This window comes from Bradyrhizobium sp. Cp5.3 (genome assembly GCF_000426265.1).
Classification (GTDB): Bacteria; Pseudomonadota; Alphaproteobacteria; order Rhizobiales; family Xanthobacteraceae; genus Bradyrhizobium; species Bradyrhizobium neotropicale.
On sequence record NZ_AUFA01000070.1, the window covers coordinates 1 to 15,062 of the forward strand.

General features: G+C 60.6%; 20 protein-coding genes and 1 pseudogene. 2 read left to right on the forward strand and 19 right to left on the reverse strand.

All coding sequences use genetic code 11. The features are described from left to right. Positions 1 to 32: 32 nt before the first annotated feature. The 9 genes from K289_RS0138455 to K289_RS0138495 form a co-directional block, all read right to left on the reverse strand. Positions 33 to 500, reverse strand: a complete 468-nt coding sequence (locus K289_RS0138455; RefSeq protein WP_156918418.1) for a hypothetical protein — start codon at positions 498 to 500, stop codon at positions 33 to 35. A 97-nt stretch (positions 501 to 597) separates the two neighbouring features. Beyond that, positions 598 to 813, reverse strand: a complete 216-nt coding sequence (locus tag K289_RS0138460; RefSeq protein WP_027556229.1) for a hypothetical protein — start codon at positions 811 to 813, stop codon at positions 598 to 600. A gap of 163 nt (positions 814 to 976) precedes the next feature. Beyond that, a complete protein-coding gene (locus K289_RS0138465) occupies positions 977 to 1,399 on the reverse strand; it encodes a hypothetical protein (protein WP_156918419.1) in 423 nt (140 codons plus the stop codon). 126 nt (positions 1,400 to 1,525) lie between these two features. Then, positions 1,526 to 2,503 (reverse strand): hypothetical protein, encoded by a 978-nt coding sequence (locus K289_RS0138470; protein ID WP_156918420.1) that lies wholly within the window; start codon positions 2,501 to 2,503, stop codon positions 1,526 to 1,528. Further along, the gene (locus tag K289_RS0138475; protein ID WP_027556232.1) at positions 2,433 to 4,667 is read right to left on the reverse strand and encodes a hypothetical protein; all 2,235 of its coding nucleotides are present in this window, start codon (positions 4,665 to 4,667) and stop codon (positions 2,433 to 2,435) included. The genes K289_RS0138470 and K289_RS0138475 overlap by 71 nt, the downstream gene beginning before the upstream one ends. Further along, positions 4,654 to 5,004 carry a gene transfer agent family protein gene (locus tag K289_RS49690; protein ID WP_084788914.1) on the reverse strand — a complete coding sequence of 117 codons (351 nt, stop codon included), beginning with the start codon at positions 5,002 to 5,004 and terminating at the stop codon, positions 4,654 to 4,656. The genes K289_RS0138475 and K289_RS49690 overlap by 14 nt, the downstream gene beginning before the upstream one ends. Further along, complete coding sequence (locus K289_RS48080; RefSeq protein WP_051311282.1) at positions 5,001 to 5,393, reverse strand: HK97-gp10 family putative phage morphogenesis protein; 393 nt, start codon at positions 5,391 to 5,393, stop codon at positions 5,001 to 5,003. Before K289_RS48080 ends, K289_RS49690 begins: the two co-directional genes overlap by 4 nt. Before the next feature lie 3 nt (positions 5,394 to 5,396). Next, positions 5,397 to 7,022, reverse strand: a complete 1,626-nt coding sequence (locus K289_RS0138490) for a terminase large subunit (RefSeq protein WP_027556233.1) — start codon at positions 7,020 to 7,022, stop codon at positions 5,397 to 5,399. Continuing rightward, positions 6,997 to 7,374 (reverse strand): phage terminase small subunit P27 family, encoded by a 378-nt coding sequence (locus K289_RS0138495; protein ID WP_027556234.1) that lies wholly within the window; start codon positions 7,372 to 7,374, stop codon positions 6,997 to 6,999. Before K289_RS0138495 ends, K289_RS0138490 begins: the two co-directional genes overlap by 26 nt. A gap of 80 nt (positions 7,375 to 7,454) precedes the next feature. Here K289_RS0138495 and K289_RS0138500 point away from each other — a divergent pair, with 80 nt between their 5' ends. Further along, complete coding sequence (locus tag K289_RS0138500) at positions 7,455 to 8,108, forward strand: hypothetical protein (RefSeq protein ID WP_156918421.1); 654 nt, start codon at positions 7,455 to 7,457, stop codon at positions 8,106 to 8,108. Positions 8,109 to 8,128: 20 nt separating this feature from the next. Here K289_RS0138500 and K289_RS0138505 read toward each other — a convergent pair whose 3' ends face one another. The 10 genes from K289_RS0138505 to K289_RS46855 are packed head-to-tail and all read right to left on the reverse strand — an operon-like array spanning position 8,129 to position 13,869. Continuing rightward, positions 8,129 to 8,446: a phage head closure protein gene (locus tag K289_RS0138505; protein WP_027556236.1), complete on the reverse strand. Its 318-nt coding sequence runs from the start codon at positions 8,444 to 8,446 to the stop codon at positions 8,129 to 8,131. Beyond that, positions 8,443 to 8,865 (reverse strand): DUF3168 domain-containing protein, encoded by a 423-nt coding sequence (locus K289_RS0138510; RefSeq protein ID WP_035687546.1) that lies wholly within the window; start codon positions 8,863 to 8,865, stop codon positions 8,443 to 8,445. The genes K289_RS0138505 and K289_RS0138510 overlap by 4 nt, the downstream gene beginning before the upstream one ends. Position 8,866: 1 nt before the next feature. Then, complete coding sequence (locus K289_RS46845; RefSeq protein WP_027556238.1) at positions 8,867 to 9,154, reverse strand: head-tail connector protein; 288 nt, start codon at positions 9,152 to 9,154, stop codon at positions 8,867 to 8,869. Positions 9,155 to 9,156: 2 nt separating this feature from the next. Then, positions 9,157 to 9,690: a hypothetical protein gene (locus K289_RS0138520; protein WP_027556239.1), complete on the reverse strand. Its 534-nt coding sequence runs from the start codon at positions 9,688 to 9,690 to the stop codon at positions 9,157 to 9,159. Further along, on the reverse strand, positions 9,687 to 10,028 hold the full coding sequence (locus K289_RS0138525; RefSeq protein ID WP_027556240.1) for an HNH endonuclease: 342 nt from the start codon (positions 10,026 to 10,028) through the stop codon (positions 9,687 to 9,689). Before K289_RS0138525 ends, K289_RS0138520 begins: the two co-directional genes overlap by 4 nt. Continuing rightward, positions 10,028 to 10,612: a hypothetical protein gene (locus K289_RS48085; RefSeq protein ID WP_051311284.1), complete on the reverse strand. Its 585-nt coding sequence runs from the start codon at positions 10,610 to 10,612 to the stop codon at positions 10,028 to 10,030. The genes K289_RS0138525 and K289_RS48085 overlap by 1 nt, the downstream gene beginning before the upstream one ends. A gap of 12 nt (positions 10,613 to 10,624) precedes the next feature. Further along, positions 10,625 to 11,761 carry a phage major capsid protein gene (locus K289_RS0138535; RefSeq protein ID WP_035687549.1) on the reverse strand — a complete coding sequence of 379 codons (1,137 nt, stop codon included), beginning with the start codon at positions 11,759 to 11,761 and terminating at the stop codon, positions 10,625 to 10,627. Positions 11,762 to 11,781: 20 nt separating this feature from the next. Continuing rightward, the gene (locus K289_RS0138540; protein ID WP_027556242.1) at positions 11,782 to 12,276 is read right to left on the reverse strand and encodes an HK97 family phage prohead protease; all 495 of its coding nucleotides are present in this window, start codon (positions 12,274 to 12,276) and stop codon (positions 11,782 to 11,784) included. Continuing rightward, positions 12,269 to 12,583 (reverse strand): gene transfer agent family protein, encoded by a 315-nt coding sequence (locus K289_RS0138545; protein ID WP_027556243.1) that lies wholly within the window; start codon positions 12,581 to 12,583, stop codon positions 12,269 to 12,271. Before K289_RS0138545 ends, K289_RS0138540 begins: the two co-directional genes overlap by 8 nt. Next, positions 12,583 to 13,869 (reverse strand): phage portal protein, encoded by a 1,287-nt coding sequence (locus K289_RS46855; protein ID WP_371260906.1) that lies wholly within the window; start codon positions 13,867 to 13,869, stop codon positions 12,583 to 12,585. The genes K289_RS0138545 and K289_RS46855 overlap by 1 nt, the downstream gene beginning before the upstream one ends. A gap of 945 nt (positions 13,870 to 14,814) precedes the next feature. Here K289_RS46855 and K289_RS0138555 point away from each other — a divergent pair. Next, positions 14,815 to 15,062: pseudogene (locus tag K289_RS0138555) on the forward strand (IS256 family transposase); the annotation flags it as partial.

A 15,062-nucleotide genomic window follows, 5' to 3' on the forward strand; every position in this document is an offset into this window, starting at 1 on the left:
TTGCTCTCCTTTGTGGAATCAGCACCCCGAGCCTACCGGCTCAAGGTGGGCAACGCCGACCTCTTCAGAAATTCAACAGAACCCGGGACATCCCCAGGGTCGCCGTAGTCGTCACACTCAAGAAGAAGATGAACTCCGTTAGGATAGTAGGTGCCGGATATTTTAACTCCAGAATCCATCCCAGCGCCGCCATTGTTGTAGTCTGCTGAGCAAATAAGAAGGATTGAATTTGATGGATTCACCTTTAGTTGCGTTGTAGCCCATTGTGTCGCGTTAACGAGACCGACTAGCTGTCCGCCAGGGATGGTCATCACAAAGAGCTGTTTATCGTCGGAATGGGTCTCTCGAATACGGGCGAACGGAAAGAAATCAGGCGTGCCTTTGAAGTCGATAGTGATGGTGCCGTTGTATCGATTTAAGAAGAGAATTTTGGAGAATGCGATCACGCCTTCTCCGCCGTAGTCTGGCTGCTTTGTGGGAACACCGACAGTTACGGGCATTGCGACCTCCAATGCAGTGTTGAACGACGCAATCAATGATTGCATCGCGATAGCCGAAAAATCAACTGATGACTCCGCTGATAGCCTTTGTGCTTAGTCAACACTTCTTGTGCAGTGCACGCGCACTCTGCCGGATTTCGAGCGGCCAGATGTCGCCGGTCAAGCCGAGCACGACCTTGATCTCATTTTCGAACCACAGCCGGGCAGCGGTGCTGCCCTCGCTGAACGGATTGCGGTGCTGGATGTCTACGAGCGCCCTGACGAGATCGTTGTAGGTCGCAGTCGGAATGAACGTTCCCAGATCGGTGGTCATCTCTAAGTCCCTTGTTGGTGATGAACGGGAATCGAGATGCGCGATTTGGGAGCCGCCGGCAAGAGCACCAAACAGCGATGTAAGTCATCGCTGACACTGTGGGCCTTGAGACCGCAACCGAAAATAAATTTGCGTGTAAGCCGTCACTTACACGCCTGCGAGATCAAGATTTATGGAGTTTCTTCCAGCCCGGAGAGTCTTCGATCGTCATCTTCCTGATCTCGTTTTTGGCGTCTTTGCAGAATGGCTTCGTCTGGTTGACCGGTTCCTCTACCCAAAGGAGAACCTTAGAAGCTCGGGCAATCGTAATGGTCGTTTTGAAGCAGCCAAACGGCGCGTCATATCCAGCAACGATCTCGTTCTTGGTCCAAGATCGAATGTCAAATTGGGATGGCGGACCCAGCCGTCCGATTTGCCTGTCGCCGATGGCTTCAACATCGGAAGACCAGCACTGCTTGAGTTCCTGATAGCAGGAGACGTTGTAAGTGTTATTCGGGTAGGCCAAGTCCGGGCCGGTTAAGGTCCCCGAGACGACAACGAATGCATCGTTATCGTAATACATCTTCTGGTCAAAGAGGATCGCCATCTCGCCTGTCTCCCCTCCAGTCATTCGCGTTTGAAGGTATATGATGGTTCCGGCACCGCCCAAGAAACCGACCACCAGACCTATAAGCAAAGCCACCCATCTCATTTGCCAAAACCTTGTTCGGACCTACAGCACTTCACCTCGCATGATTCGGCGTATTTCACCGTATGTCCATTCGGCGTCTCGCTGTAGCGGCCGGGTCATAGTGAAGGTCTGGCCGATACGTTTCGCGACGCGGCGCTGGTTGGGCGCACGAAGGGCATAGGTTGCCCAGCCATCATCGCGTAGCGGGACAACCTTGAACTGGAATTGGACGCCCACACCCGGCCAGCGTCCCCACGCCCGGGACATGATTTCCTTGAGGGCGTCTTTCTCGATGACGGCTTCAAAGGCGCCGTGAATGTGCAGCCGGCCACCACGATCGGTGTCGATGCAGAACCAATACGGCAACCGAACGCCTGCCCGGGTGAGCTGCTTGTCAAAGGATCGTTTCAGGGAGTCCAGGAAGCCGCGTGGATGACTCAAGGCCTTCTCCCGCGCCTTCTGAGTCAGATTGAAGGTGAACGCATAGGCGGGCTTCTCCGCGATCTGGAGGGCCGCTGTCGCGGCCACGGCTTTGACCACGTCACCAGTGAGAGCCCACACGGGTATGTTGTCGTTGGAGGGCTTGAGGGTGTCTGTAGTGTGAGGAAGAGAGGGAGAAGTAAGGGGTGTGGGGTGTGCAACTGAAGTCTCCTCGGCCAGCACGTCAGCCGGAACGCGGAATGACCGCATTTTCTCGATGATTTTCTTGTCTTTGAAGGTCGACTGCCGGACCCGTTGCGGGACCTTTTTCGACCGGTTTTGGGGCCGGTTATCCTGAGGAATGGCGCTTACCGCGCTATAGTGTTCTTGCTCGGACGTTCTCTTAAGCAACGGCACGTTCGGGTCCTCCAGAAAGCCATCCGGTCCGCCGCCGGGTGGCTTTCGCATTTCGAGATAGGGGGTCAATGACGAGATATAGCGTTCGCTCGCCGGGTAACGCTTGGTTTCGTCATCGGCGGAACAGAATTCCGCCGGGCCGGGTCTGCGTCCGAAGTTGCTGGCCGATCGCGTCATTGACATGGTGGTGGACCATCTGAGCGAGGTTCTCGGCAATGCGCTGATTCTCTGCCGGCGAGCTCCCGGGATTGCCCGACATGTTGACGGTAATCGACGGTGAGACGGTCGTATGGCTGGCGGAGATCATGGGCACGGCCGGCGAGCCGCCGCCGACCAAGCCGCCATCGGCGAACCTGGGCACGCCACGATTGATCGCCTCAAGGGTCGCTCGGTGCTTGGCAGTGCTGGCGGCGTTCACGACGAATTCGCCCGGCGACAAGCGGGCCAGAACCCGGTCGTCGCGTGGACCGCCTGGGCCGGAGACCTCGCCACCATTGGCGAACATCGGGAAGCTCAAACCGCCAGTGCCGGCGCCAAGGCCGGACGACATGACGGGCGCTGATCCAGAGCCCAGGCCGAACACGCTACCGATGCCGGAGAGCAGCGGTTTGATGATCAAGGCCTGGTTCGCCATCTGCAACAGCGAGCGAACGAATTGCCGCTCGAAGTCCTTCATGGCGTCCCCCGCGCTCTTGGCGCCGGTCTCGAAGTCGAGCAGCGGGCTATTCAGGGAGTTGCTGAAGGCGTCCGCAGTGCCCTTAAGGGCGTTGTTGAGCCGGATGGCAGCCGCCTCGCTGCTGTTGAGCGCACGGGGCACGTCGTTGCCGTAGACGCCCCGAAGCTGTTCGGCGATCTGCACATCTTCCGGCGACATGAAAGCCGTCTGCCGGTTGAAGCCAATATCGTTGGCGACCTTCGCCTTGGCGAGCTGTTCGCCGGCCTGCCCCGCCGCGCGCGCCAGGGCGTCAATCTTGGCGGTGACTTCCGCAGTGATCGGGATGCCGGCCTGTTGGGCGGCTGTGAGCAGTTGGGCCTTGGCCCGGAATTCCTCGAGCGCGGACGCGCCCAGGCCAACCGCCTGGGTGTCGGCCTGTAGCCGGGCCGTGTGCTTCTCCACCGTCTCAATGGCGCGATCGTATTGGTCGGTGGTCTCGGCAACTTCCTTCGCCGGATTCTTGGACGTGTCGCCGCGAACCGCCGCCTGGACGGTTGAGGCCTCCTGCATGGCGCGCGTGACGTTGCCGTGGTTCTGGAGAGCGGCCGCAAGCTTGGCGTTGGCTCCGACCATACCGACTTCAGCCGGGTCACTCGAAATGCCGTAGGCCTGTTCCGCCGCCTTCCGGCTCTCGGGTGTCGTGGTGGCGTCGGTGATGGATTTCCAGATGGACGCGCCGCCGATGTTGTTCGCGAACCAGTCCGGCACCTGATGCAAGGCCTTGTAGAGGTCGGTGGCATAGCCAACGGCCTGGGCAAGCGTCTCGGTGATGCTGACCCAGCTTGCTTCGTAGTTGGTGCCGAGCGTGGCGAGATCGTCCTGAATAGGCTTCCACTTCTCGGCAAGCACCTTCTGGGCTGCTTCCATGCGCTCTTTGAGCTCGACGGCGCGACCAAGGTCCTCCTGCGAGATGATCTCGGATTTGCTGATCGCGTCGGCGCGCTTCAGCATTTCATCCAGGTAGCCGGCATCGGCCTTGAGGGCGTTACTGATCTGCGGGCCGAAAGCGCGGCCTGCGATGTCCAGCGCGGCCAACCGCTCGCCCTTCTGCATGGCCTGATCTATCAGGCTGACGATGGCGCGGAACTTCTCCTCAGTGCCGTTTGCGGATGCGAGAGATGCAAGGCCGCTGTTGCCAGTGAGGTTTCCCGCCTTCCGCAGTTCGTCCAGGCGGACTTGAAGGTCGCTGCCACCGAGCTTCTCGGTGGTCGCCTCGTTCAACTTGGCGAGGGCCGCTGAGAGGTCGTCAACCGAGAGCTTGGCGCCGGCCGCTCCCTTGGTGATGCGCTGATAGAAGTCGGTCGAGACGGTGTCCGCCTTGGCCGCGATATCCGAATATTCCTGGATCCTCTGCTTTGCGAGGTCGGTGGCGTAGCCCATCAATTTGAAGGCGTCGGATATCGCGGTGATACCGAGCGCGATCGGTCCTAGGAAGCCAAGGAACTGCCCAAAGGCGAGCGTTGCCGCGCCGGCCGCGCCGCGCGAGGCCAGGAATTCGGCATTCATCTTGACAACCTGGACGGCCACGGCGCGCGTAGCGGTGCCGGCGATGGAGGATGTCTCCTGCATCTTCCGCTTGAAATCGTCGAGGCCGGTGACCTTGATGGGGATATTAAGATCAGGCGTTGTCATCGGCGGGCTTTCCTACATAGAGACCAATCAGAAGGGCGGCGGCTGCACCGGCATTTGTGGCGATCGGCCTGCCGCGAACGTGCTGGTCTAGAAGCTTGTCAGCATCGCGCTCCGGCATGCCGGCACCGATCAAACCCAGCTCTAGAACGCGCTCGATATCGTCGGTGCTGTAGTTGCCGGCTTCGAACCGGGCCAAGCATGCTGCTGGCGAATTGCCGTTCGGGCCTGGGATGCCGCGATAGCTCAAGACTCGGCGCACCCATCGGTGATTGAGATTCAGGCTATAGGTTTGCTCGCCCCAGGTGATCGTTCGGGCGCACGGGTCAACTTCACTCACTTCAAAACCTCACTGACTGCATCATTGATTGCTTCCTGGATGTCATCTTTCATCGCCCGGTAGGTCGGCCAAAAGAACGGGCGAGCCGGTTGGCGCGAGGTGCCGTGTTCGAAGGCCTCGCTGTAATCGTATTCGACGCCGCTGCCCTCGCGGACTTCCTTGGTCGTCATGTCGCCGCCGGCCTGCACGATGTATTCAAGATCGTTGGCGCCGGGAGCTACGGTGCAAGATGCTTCCAAAGCGCCCGTCTCCGCGGACTGTTCAAGCGCCCGCAAGGCCTCGCGCTGGGCGTCCGAAAGGCGGAAGGCTTGCTCGCGCAGCACGTCGCTCAGTCGCTCTACCAACTTGTCGGGAAGCGATTGCAGGTATTCGTCGATATCGTCAGCCATACGTCACCATGAGAGAAGATTGACCGCGTCGGGATGCTCATAGATCGAGCGCGAGCTATCGCCGGCCGCAGCGCGCGATACCGCCATCCAGGTCGCCGCCGCACCGTCAATGCGATCGGTCGACTTGCTCTTGTGAATGGTGCGGTTGTCGTTGGTGTCCTTGTGGATCGCGACGTTGGCGAAGTTCCAGCGCAACACAGGATGGCCGCCATGCCGGAAGTTGCCGCTGATGATCGCGCGCTCCAGGACGTTGAGGGCAGGCGATTGCGTTACCCAGCCTTGGCGGATGGTGACGACCGGAAACCCTTCGTCGAGCAGAGGAGTCATCACGGCGCGAGCATAAGCGACGTCAAAGCCGACTTCGCGAACCTCAAACCGTTCGGCGAGACCGCGAATGTAGTCCGCGATTGCAGATCCATCGATCGCGTTGCCTGGGGTCGCCGTAAGGAAGCCATCTCGCCGCCACTGCTCATAGTTCACGCCGTCAACGTCGCCGCGCCGGACAATGTCGGCTTCTGGGCAAAAGAAGTGCGGCAACACGGTGTAGGTGTCGCCATCACGGAAGCACGCGACGACGGCCGAAAGGTCAGTCGTCTTGGACATATCGACGCCAACCCACGCCGGCGCACCGCGCAAGGCCTCATAGTCGATCGGTGCCGCGCCCTGGTCGTAGGTTGCCATATCGACAAAGGGCGAAGTCGAATGGTCGAGCCAGACGTTGAGTTTGTATTGAAGCAGGCTGTCGCGCTCGGTCGGGCTGTCTTTAGCCCGCGCGACATGGCGCCGAAAGCCGGCGATCGATGGATAACCATGGGCGCTACCAGGATTGACGCGCTTCCAAAGCTTTTCGTCGGCATAGTCGCAATCGGCCGGTGACTCAAAGAGCACAGGCAGGCAGGTCGGGTCGGTGATCTCGCCGCGCGCGATCTTGCGGGCGCGCTCGATCACTTCATGGGCGATGCCGTCTTGGCCGCGACCAGCGGTCGTTGCGACCACAAGCAAGCTGTTGTCGATCTTGTCCAGGCCGTTGGTCAGAACCTTCCAAAGCCCGTCGCCGCGCCAGACATGGATTTCATCGGCGAGCACGAATGAGGGCGTCCGGCCCTCCTTGCTCGGCGCATCTGCCGAGATGACTTCCAGCTCCGTCCCGTCGCGAGGATAGGCGATCTTTTTGGCACTGTTGAAGGCGTCATAAACCTTCGTCACTGGGACCAAATGCTTGACGTCCGCCTGGACGATGCCGCGAGCCTCCTTGAACGCGATGCCCGCTTGGCTCCGGTCACTGGCAGCAAAGATTACTTCGCCGCCGGAGACGCGCTCGGGGCCGATGGTGTGAAGCAAGGCGAGCGCAGCCGAAAGCGAGGTCTTACGGTTGCCGCGCGGGACCAGGATCACAACGGTCGAGACAATTCGGTTGCCCTGGTCGTCGCGCGGCCCATAGATCGCCCGAACGATACGCTCCTGCCACGGGTCGAGCTGGAATTGCTTCCTGGGCAGGGTCGATTTGGGATGTTTCAGCGACCGGAGATAGCGCACGGCCCGATCGCCATACCCGAACGGGTCGGGAATGGGCGTGTCGTCGAAAATCCAGCGCGGATAGGTGTCAGACGATGTTGAAGGGGTTTTCATCGTCGTCCTGGTCGTCATTGTCGCGCACAGCCGGCCGCGAGCGCGAGACCGGCGTAAGCCCCAGCTCTGCGGCAAGCTGGCGCGCCGTCACCATGGCCTTGTCCTGGGCGCGGAGGAGCTTCAGGTCGATGCCGGCGCGTAGCAGTAGCTCAAGCTCGCGAATGCGGCCGATCGCGATGCAGTAGCTTTCCAGGCAGCCGAGATCCGCCGGCGTAAGGATGCGGCGCTTCGCCAGCTCCGGCATGACGCGGCGCCACTCGGCCTTGGCGTGCTTGCTCAACCAGGACGGTGGCCTGGTCGAGGCGTCGAGCGCGTTGGCGTCGGTGGCAAGCTCAGGTTTTCGGCCTTTCATGCCGCAACCCGCTCGACAAGTAGACAAGGGCGCGGCAAATTCTTCGGATGAGGCCGAGAATCACTTACCTGACCGTCGGCATGCTGGCGTTTTTCGCTGGGACGGTCGTTTCGTTTTTCACCCTGCCGATATGGGTGACTGTCGCTATCAATTTTGCCAAAGAAGGACCTCGAACCGACTGGCTCGGCTTCTACGGTAGTCTTATCGGGGCAGCGATGACGCTGTTTGCCGGGCTTGTTGCTTGGCTTTCCGTGCAGCAGCAAATCCGAAATACCAATGAGCAAGTGCGCGCTGCCGAAGCGCTGAGAGAGGAAGAACGCATCAATGAGGCCACGAGGGACATTAGAACCCTCAACGCGGCGAGAAATTACCTCTCCGTCCTCGTAAGGGAATTTCCCGAACCCAATAGAATTGGCTTCAACGAATTTAACTTCGCTGGAACGCTTCTCCAGCTTTATTACCGTGCCCGTGTCTACGTTAGTGAATCCGCTTCGAATGCTCCCGGTGAATTCGGCATTCGCATTCTCACCGAAACGTGGCGGATCAGAACGCTCGCCGAGAATGTCGACTCTCGGGAAAGAGCTGGCAAAATGAGCTTCCAAGATTTGAGCGACGAAATCCGCGAATGCATCATCGAGATTTTGCGGATAATTGATGATCTTAATGAGGAAATCGAACGACGCGAGATTCTTTACGCCACTCTCGTTAAACAGCGCGATCGCCTTCGCAAATGATAGCCGGAAATGGGTAACGGTCATCGTCCGACCCGCTGACAGGTGAGGTCCAGGCCGACCCGCCGGCCGATCTCGCTGACACCGATGATCTCGAATTGCTGGCCCTGGTAGGTGACGCGGTTCTCCAGCGTTACGCCGTCCAGGAACCACATGCGGAAGGTTAAGACAGCGTCGGTGGTCTCGCCACGCTGGCCTTCGTGGTTGTCGGTTGCATTCTTTAGGAGCTGGGCGCGCATGGTAGCGACCGGCGCCCAGGTCTCTGCGGGTGTGCCGTAGAGGTCCAGGCCGGTAGTGCGGCGTTGAATTTCAATGATGCGATCGAGGTTGCCGGCCCTCATGCCGCCCTCGCTTTGACGATCGCCGCGACCGAGACAATGCCGTGGCTGTAAGAGCCGTGGGGATCGCGGAGATACCGCGTCTGGGTGACCTGCATGTCGCGGACGGTGAAGCCGTCGATGGGCAGCACGCCATCGGCCTGGGCATCGATCCGCAGCGCCGCAACGATGGCGGAGACGGCCTCCTTACACTGCACTAAGCCGGGCTCCTGAAACCAAACATGAAGGGTGGCATACGTGGTCGCGTCCCAGCGCCGGAGAATGGACTGGCCTTCGCCGATGTAGACGGCCGGCATGATCTCAGGACGGCCATTGGCGTCCACCACATGATCAGCCTGCACCAGGGCCAAAAGCTCCGGGCTCGCGATCAGACGCTCGCGGATGGCCTTTTGCAGGCTCAGAGACGGGTCGGAAATGGTCATTTCAGAACGCAAAGGCCCTGTAAGGCGCCAACAAATCGAGGAAGCCGAACGGCAGCGACTGCGCGGTGGCGCCGATTAGGGAAGACTCCCGGTTTTCGTAGAGGTGCGCCGTGAGTTGCAGCACGGCTTCATTCACCGGCGCCGGCGTGGTGTCGGCGTCGGGATCTGAGGCGGTATAGGCGCCAATCCATGCCTTTGCGGCCGCGAGCTTGGCAGTAATGAGCGCGTCGTCCAGGTCGATCGTGACGTTCAGGTGGGCCTTAGCCTGTTCGAGGGTGATGCCGGCCATGGTCAAAAAATCTCCAATTTAGGCGTCTCTTGCGCCGAGGGAATGTGCCGGTCGTGGATGCTTTTCGCGCGGTGTTGACCCACCCCCGGGGTTGTGGTCGCGCGACGTCTAGGTTTGCGCGGCGGTGACTTGGTCAGTGCTTCCGCAAGCGGCATGCCTCTTTGCAGCCGGTCATAGAGCGCCTGTTTGCTAAGGCCCAACTCGATGGCCCACGCGACAAGGGTCATGGCCTTACCGTTGTGTTCGATAATCCGGCCAGTTGGCGCACGCGGCTTTCGCGACTTGCGTTCGGGTGGTGGCAAATCAAGCTTCGTAGCCTCTGCGATGAGCGGCAGCACATATCTACGCACGCGATCAGGATCGAGGTCAGCTCGATAGCAGGCCGCGCGATAGTCATCGTCATTCATAAGAAACCAATCGCGAGCTCGCTGCCGATCCAGGCGTTCCCGCAAGGTCCTAACGTCCAAGGGCAGCGTTGCATCGGTGATGGCTTGCAGGATCACGGCATGCCAAAGCCTGGTCTCTTTACTGCTCATGGCCGGCGCTCGATGGATTGTTTGCGGCGGGCGTGGCAGGGTGAGCTTGCCAGTGGCTGCCAGTTGGATCGATCCCAGAACAGCTTCATGTCGCCGCGATGGGGTTTGATATGGTCGACGCAATCGGCCTTGCGACCGCAGCCGCAAGCACAGAAGCGGTTTCGAGGCAGGTCGAGGAATGCTTTGCTCTCGCGACGCCACTTGCTGTCATAGCCGCGATCGTGAGCATTGGGCCGGCGTCGGTCGTTCTCGGCCTTGCGCTTGATCTGACAGGCGCACAGCTCGCCAGCCCAGACGCGCTGGCCGCAGCTACAGACGCGGCGCGGTTTCCAGGCCATCAGCGCGGCCTCACATGGTTGGTCATGTCGCCGATGGCGTTGAGGTCGGCCTTCATGTCGGCGAGCGATCCATCGGCGACGTCGGCCGCCTGGTCGTCTTTGCCGCCGCCGAAGATCGCCCGCAGCATGGCCTCGCGGCCTATCTTGGCGTTGACGATCTCCGAGATTGTTGCGTCCCATACGTCCTCGGGAGCCCAACCAAGCCAACCGGTGCCGATCTGGAACAGTTGGGTGAAGTGTTCAATGAACGGCATGGGCTTGCTGGTCTGCGGTTTGTCGGGGCTGTTGGCGTCGGCGCCGCACAGGATGACGACGAAGTTTTGGAGCTGGTCCAAGGCGCCCACGATGTCGAGCACCACTGAATTCGTATCTGCGAGCGCGTAGGCCGCCCAGGCGCTCTGATCCACGATGGTGGCGTTGATGAGATCGATGGCGGTGGTGATGCTGCCTTCCGCGAGGTAGCGCGAAAGGTTCTGAAAGCCCGCGTATTTCTCGTTCAGGACGAATGCGGCCCGCAGCGACGGCTTCAAGTCGAAAGACTTGTCTCCGAGCTGGAGGGCAAAAGTATTCGCTGCGAGCCGCATGTTCATGTCCTCTTAGGTCGCCGAGACCTTGAGCTTCACGAAGCGATCGGGATGAGTGACGTCGGCGCCGACGCGCTTGCGCGCATGGAAGCGGGTCTGCCCCTTCGTCGCGACCGTGTAGGGGTCACGGAGCATTTCAAAGCTCACGCGATCCACGATCCGATAGCCAGCGAGATCGCCGAACAGGATCGGGTAGGAATTGGCCGCGATGTCGGCCATATCGACCGCCTCAACGATCGGACGACCGAGCAGCGTGACCGGCGCACCATTGGTCAGGCCGTCCAGGACCAGATAGCGGCCCATCCCATCCTTGAACTGGCGAATAGCGGCGAGCGTGTTGCGATTCATGACCCAGGTGCCGTTCTGCGCGTGCACAGCCGGCAGCTTGTGGAACATCTGGATTAGAACGTCGGCGGGATTGGTCGTCGGGAAGTTGGCGGCGGCGCCGGTGATGAAGGTCTGAATGCCGGTGGCGTTCATCAGGCCCTTCGGCTTGCCGGACCCGTCGCCCACCACGAAGGCGGAGCCTTCCGCGATGCCGAAGCTTTCGGCGAGGTCGGACGCGAGTTCGCCCGCGAGGTCGTAGGCGTTGTCTTCCAAGAGCTGGTTGCTGATATCAGTGTAGGTCGCCGCCTCGTAAGGCGTCAGCGTCACCTGCTCATAGGAGGGTTCGCTTTCGGTGCGGTCGGAAGTGTCGTCAACCCAGGTCGCGGCGGTGCTGCCGGTGCGGCGCGGATACTTCACCTGGGAAGAACCGATGGTGACGACGCGCGCAAACTGGCGGATTGGCGAGAACTGGCGCAGAAGCTTGATAACTTCCTTGCCGAATTCCGGCGGCGTGATCGCGGTGTTTCCGGACAGAGCCAGTGTTTTCTTTTCGAGATCGTCGAGCTTGTCGCCGCCATGACGCAGGAAGGCTTCAAAAGCCTTTGTCTCAAGCTCGGGATCGTTGTCGTTCGCGGCTTGCCGGTTGCTGGGCCGATTGACCTTGGCCTCGATGCGGTCCAGGCGTTCGGTGAGCTTGGTGTTGTCGTTGGCTGCCTTCGTTTCGAGGGCGGTCTTCAGTTCGGCAAGCTGCTTGGCAACTTCGGCAGTCGGATCTTCGGCTTCGCCGGTATCCTTGAATTTCAGGGCGGTGACGTTCTTCATGGGGTAGTTCAAAGCTCCTATTAGGACTTCAGCGTTGCCGTGAAACGCTTGATGAGGTCGGCCGCCGCGAGTGCGGCGTCATAGTTTTTCGCGCCGGTAATACGAGCGCGGGGATGGGCGGGATTGCGCACGACGCTGATCTCATAGAGATCGAGTGCCGCGATGACGCGGTTGCGGCCCTGCTGGGTCGAGGACTTGGTCTTGAAGCCAATCGACAAGCCGGAGACCAGGCCGCTCTTGATCATGCCGAGCACGGTGCGAGCGCGTGGCTGGTCCATGTGAAGTTTGCCCTTCACAACCAGGCCGTCATTCGTTTCCGCCGCGTCGGTCCAGGTGCCGATCAGATCAGCGACATTGTGCTGGAACAGGATCGGAAGCTCATTCGAGACGAAGTTGAAGGCGCCCTTGACGATGAGGTCGCCGGCCGTGTCTGGCTCGCCGAACGGCCAAGCGGTGCCGGTAATCTCTCCAGCGTCGGTGACACTGAGCGAGGCTTTGACTTCAAGCTTATCCATTGGTGGTCTCGTGGGGATTGCCGAACATCGTCCGCTCCAGGATCTTCGCGGCGAGTTCGTATGTTTCGATAACGGGCCGGCCTTCCGCGTATGCGGCGATCAATTCGGTCGCGCGCTTGGGTGCGGTGCCGCCACCGACCAGAGCGACCCTGATGGTTTCGTTGATGTCGACTTGGGCGAAGTTGCGCGAGAACACGCGATTGCTGATCGCGCCGATGGGGCCGCACTTCGTCTCAAGCTCGCGGATCAATGCCGGTGTGAGCTTGAACGTGTATTCCTGGTCGCCAAAGAATGCAGTGAGCACCATCAAGCCGCGTCCTCTCGATTGTTGTTGTCGTTGCCAGCATTGAGCGCGCCCCCGGCATGCGCGGATGACGTGTTGAAGTTCTCGAAAACATCGCCGCCATCGTAGGCCGGCAGGCCGAAGCCGATCGAGCGCGCCTCGTTCGGGTTCAGAATTCTCGCGGAAACTGCGGCACTGAGTGCCTGGGCTCGCGCGAGGAGATCGGCGCGAGCGAAGCCGTCGATGTTAAACTCGATGGCATACTGGTTGCGCTCTTCCGGCGTCAGAAGCTTCAACTCAAGCTCCTGCTCAAAAGACTTCAGCCTGGGCAACAGCGCTTGCGAGAGGAATTCCTGCCCGATCGATTCAATGGAGCGAGGCTGGGCGCGGTCGACCTGCATCAGCATGTGGAGCGGCACGCGATACAGTCGCGCGATCTCCGCGACGGCATACGTCCGCATCTCCAGGAACTGGCTGTCGACGCTGGTAAAGGTCATGGCCTGCCAAGATGCGTCGCTAGGCAGAACTGCCGTGCCGCCGGAGCTGGTCCCGCTGTGTGCGGCCTGCCAAGCGGTCTTGGCCTTGCCGAGCGCGTCGGCAGTGATGTTGCCCTTGAGTGAGAGAACGCCGGACGGTCTTGCACCGTTGCCGAACAGGCGTGCGGCATGACGTTCCAGAACGATCGCGAGCGCGATGGCCTCGCGACCTTCGCCCACGAGGCCGCGCGTTGGGTCATAGGCCGGGGTTGGAATGTGGAGGATATCCGCCGCCGGGATCTCGCGGGCGGGGTTCTTGCCGTCCGCTTTGATGGCGTATGCCGGCTCAAAATTAGAGTAGTCGACGACGATCGAGGACAGCCGGGGGTCGAGCCGGATCAGTTCAGCGGGCTTGCCGCCGTCGACGCGGACGACCTGGGCGAAGCCGCCCCAGGGCTGGAGTAGCGCGTCGGCCATGAGCTGGGTGCGGAATAGCGCGGCCGGCGTCCAGCCGTTCGGCGCGTCGTGCAACAGCGCGTAAAGCGGGTGATCGGGGGCCTTCTCTTTGCCGCCGTCCGGGAGCCGCTTGTAGACGTGAAGGGGAAGCGAGCCGGCCGCCTCGCTGATCGAGCGCACGGCGCACGCAACGGGTGCGCAGGTCATCGCCGTATGAGGCGTGACGGTCACGCCTGCCAGCGTCGGGGTCGCGCCAAAAAGATCGAAATAAAATCCGCTCGCGTCAGCGAGGCTGGGCGCGGTCTTGGTCTCGATACCGAGGAGAGATTTTAGGCGGGACGCGATCGGCAAAAAGGCACACGGACAGGACTGGCCCACTGGTTATGCGAGCGAGGAAACGGGATCTCTGCCTGTGCTTTTTGTTTCGGCGCATTGTCCGAACGAGAAATATTATTGCGCAATTTTATTGCGCAAACAACCCTACGGTAATACCAATTTCGATTTTGAGCGCTGGCCCGGCTGTTTGCAGCCGGAGTCAAAAGCGCAACGTATTCAGTAGGGAGGAAATCAATCGGTTTGCAAAATAAACGAGCAGAAACAGTTGTCTGCGCTCGCCTGGGAGACTAGGGGTCGGAGGTTCAAATCCTCTCGCTCCGACCATTAAGATCAAAGGCTTAGCCGGAAGTCCGCAGCCTCAAAGTTCACGCTGGGAAACATCGGCGGGTAGGGGGGCCGTACACGCGATTTTTTTGAGGCCCCGTTCAAAAAGAATAGTTGGTTTGCGGCGTTGAACTTCTACATAGACCACGAAGGCACGAGCAGGGGCGTAATGCCCCTTTAATTGTCATTAGCCATAGGCCTCGTGTATCGATTTGAAGGTAAGCGCCGCGCAACGGAGATGTGCGCGGCGTGGAGCGGGGGACTTAGGCAGCCGCAAGAGCTGTCCTCCCCGGTTGTGTAGCGGCGAGCACCCGCAGGTATTGCCGAAAGGCAGGCCGTCCGCCCTGGTGGACCCCACAAGCGCTTAACAAGCACTGCTTCCCGCATGCGCAGGCGGGCTCCGAGAGCCAACCAAACTTGGAGCCATAGCTATGACTGCTCACGCGAACCGTACTACGCGCGAAACCATCCCCCGCGACTTCCCCCATCCCGCCTGTCTCGGCGGACGCGACCTCTTCATTGAGGTGCTCGGCGGGCCGTCTGTCACGTCTTTCAACCGCTGGCGGGGATGTCCCGGGTTCTGTTGAATTTCTGAAGAGGTCGGCGTTGCCCACCTTGAGCCGGTAGGCTCGGGGTGCTGATTCCACAAAGGAGAGCAACGCCATGACGAGAGATATCACACCGGCTGGTTCGCCGGCGACTGGGGCTGTGGACGAAGCGTTTGCAGAAGTGCGGGCGAGCTTTGATCGGTTCTGCCTTGCGGCGGGGATCGAGGCGCTCGGCACGATGATGGAGGCGGATGTCACGGCGGCCTGCGGGCCGCGCCACGGTCGCGATGCGGCGCGGCGGGCGCACCGTTGGGGCCGAACGCGGGGACGGATCGGCTTCCACGGCGGCAAGATCGAGGTCGA

What these genes read in the sequence shown, in the direction of transcription:
- K289_RS0138545 (WP_027556243.1), bottom strand. Translation starts at nt 12,583, where the DNA reads ATGGTGCTCACTGCATTCTTTGGCGACCAGGAATACACGTTCAAGCTC.
- K289_RS0138520 (WP_027556239.1), bottom strand. Translation starts at nt 9,690, where the DNA reads ATGAGCAGTAAAGAGACCAGGCTTTGGCATGCCGTGATCCTGCAAGCC.
- K289_RS48085 (WP_051311284.1), bottom strand. Translation starts at nt 10,612, where the DNA reads ATGCGGCTCGCAGCGAATACTTTTGCCCTCCAGCTCGGAGACAAGTCT.
- K289_RS0138490 (WP_027556233.1), bottom strand. Translation starts at nt 7,022, where the DNA reads ATGAAAACCCCTTCAACATCGTCTGACACCTATCCGCGCTGGATTTTC.
- K289_RS0138525 (WP_027556240.1), bottom strand. Translation starts at nt 10,028, where the DNA reads ATGGCCTGGAAACCGCGCCGCGTCTGTAGCTGCGGCCAGCGCGTCTGG.
- K289_RS0138500 (WP_156918421.1), top strand. Translation starts at nt 7,455, where the DNA reads ATGCTGGCGTTTTTCGCTGGGACGGTCGTTTCGTTTTTCACCCTGCCG.
- K289_RS0138510 (WP_035687546.1), bottom strand. Translation starts at nt 8,865, where the DNA reads ATGACCATTTCCGACCCGTCTCTGAGCCTGCAAAAGGCCATCCGCGAG.
- K289_RS0138455 (WP_156918418.1), bottom strand. Translation starts at nt 500, where the DNA reads ATGCCCGTAACTGTCGGTGTTCCCACAAAGCAGCCAGACTACGGCGGA.
- K289_RS0138465 (WP_156918419.1), bottom strand. Translation starts at nt 1,399, where the DNA reads ATGGCGATCCTCTTTGACCAGAAGATGTATTACGATAACGATGCATTC.
- K289_RS0138475 (WP_027556232.1), bottom strand. Translation starts at nt 4,667, where the DNA reads ATGACAACGCCTGATCTTAATATCCCCATCAAGGTCACCGGCCTCGAC.
- K289_RS0138495 (WP_027556234.1), bottom strand. Translation starts at nt 7,374, where the DNA reads ATGAAAGGCCGAAAACCTGAGCTTGCCACCGACGCCAACGCGCTCGAC.
- K289_RS0138535 (WP_035687549.1), bottom strand. Translation starts at nt 11,761, where the DNA reads ATGAAGAACGTCACCGCCCTGAAATTCAAGGATACCGGCGAAGCCGAA.
- K289_RS46845 (WP_027556238.1), bottom strand. Translation starts at nt 9,154, where the DNA reads ATGGCCGGCATCACCCTCGAACAGGCTAAGGCCCACCTGAACGTCACG.
- K289_RS0138540 (WP_027556242.1), bottom strand. Translation starts at nt 12,276, where the DNA reads ATGGATAAGCTTGAAGTCAAAGCCTCGCTCAGTGTCACCGACGCTGGA.
- K289_RS0138460 (WP_027556229.1), bottom strand. Translation starts at nt 813, where the DNA reads ATGACCACCGATCTGGGAACGTTCATTCCGACTGCGACCTACAACGAT.
- K289_RS48080 (WP_051311282.1), bottom strand. Translation starts at nt 5,393, where the DNA reads ATGGCTGACGATATCGACGAATACCTGCAATCGCTTCCCGACAAGTTG.
- K289_RS0138470 (WP_156918420.1), bottom strand. Translation starts at nt 2,503, where the DNA reads ATGTCAATGACGCGATCGGCCAGCAACTTCGGACGCAGACCCGGCCCG.
- K289_RS0138505 (WP_027556236.1), bottom strand. Translation starts at nt 8,446, where the DNA reads ATGAGGGCCGGCAACCTCGATCGCATCATTGAAATTCAACGCCGCACT.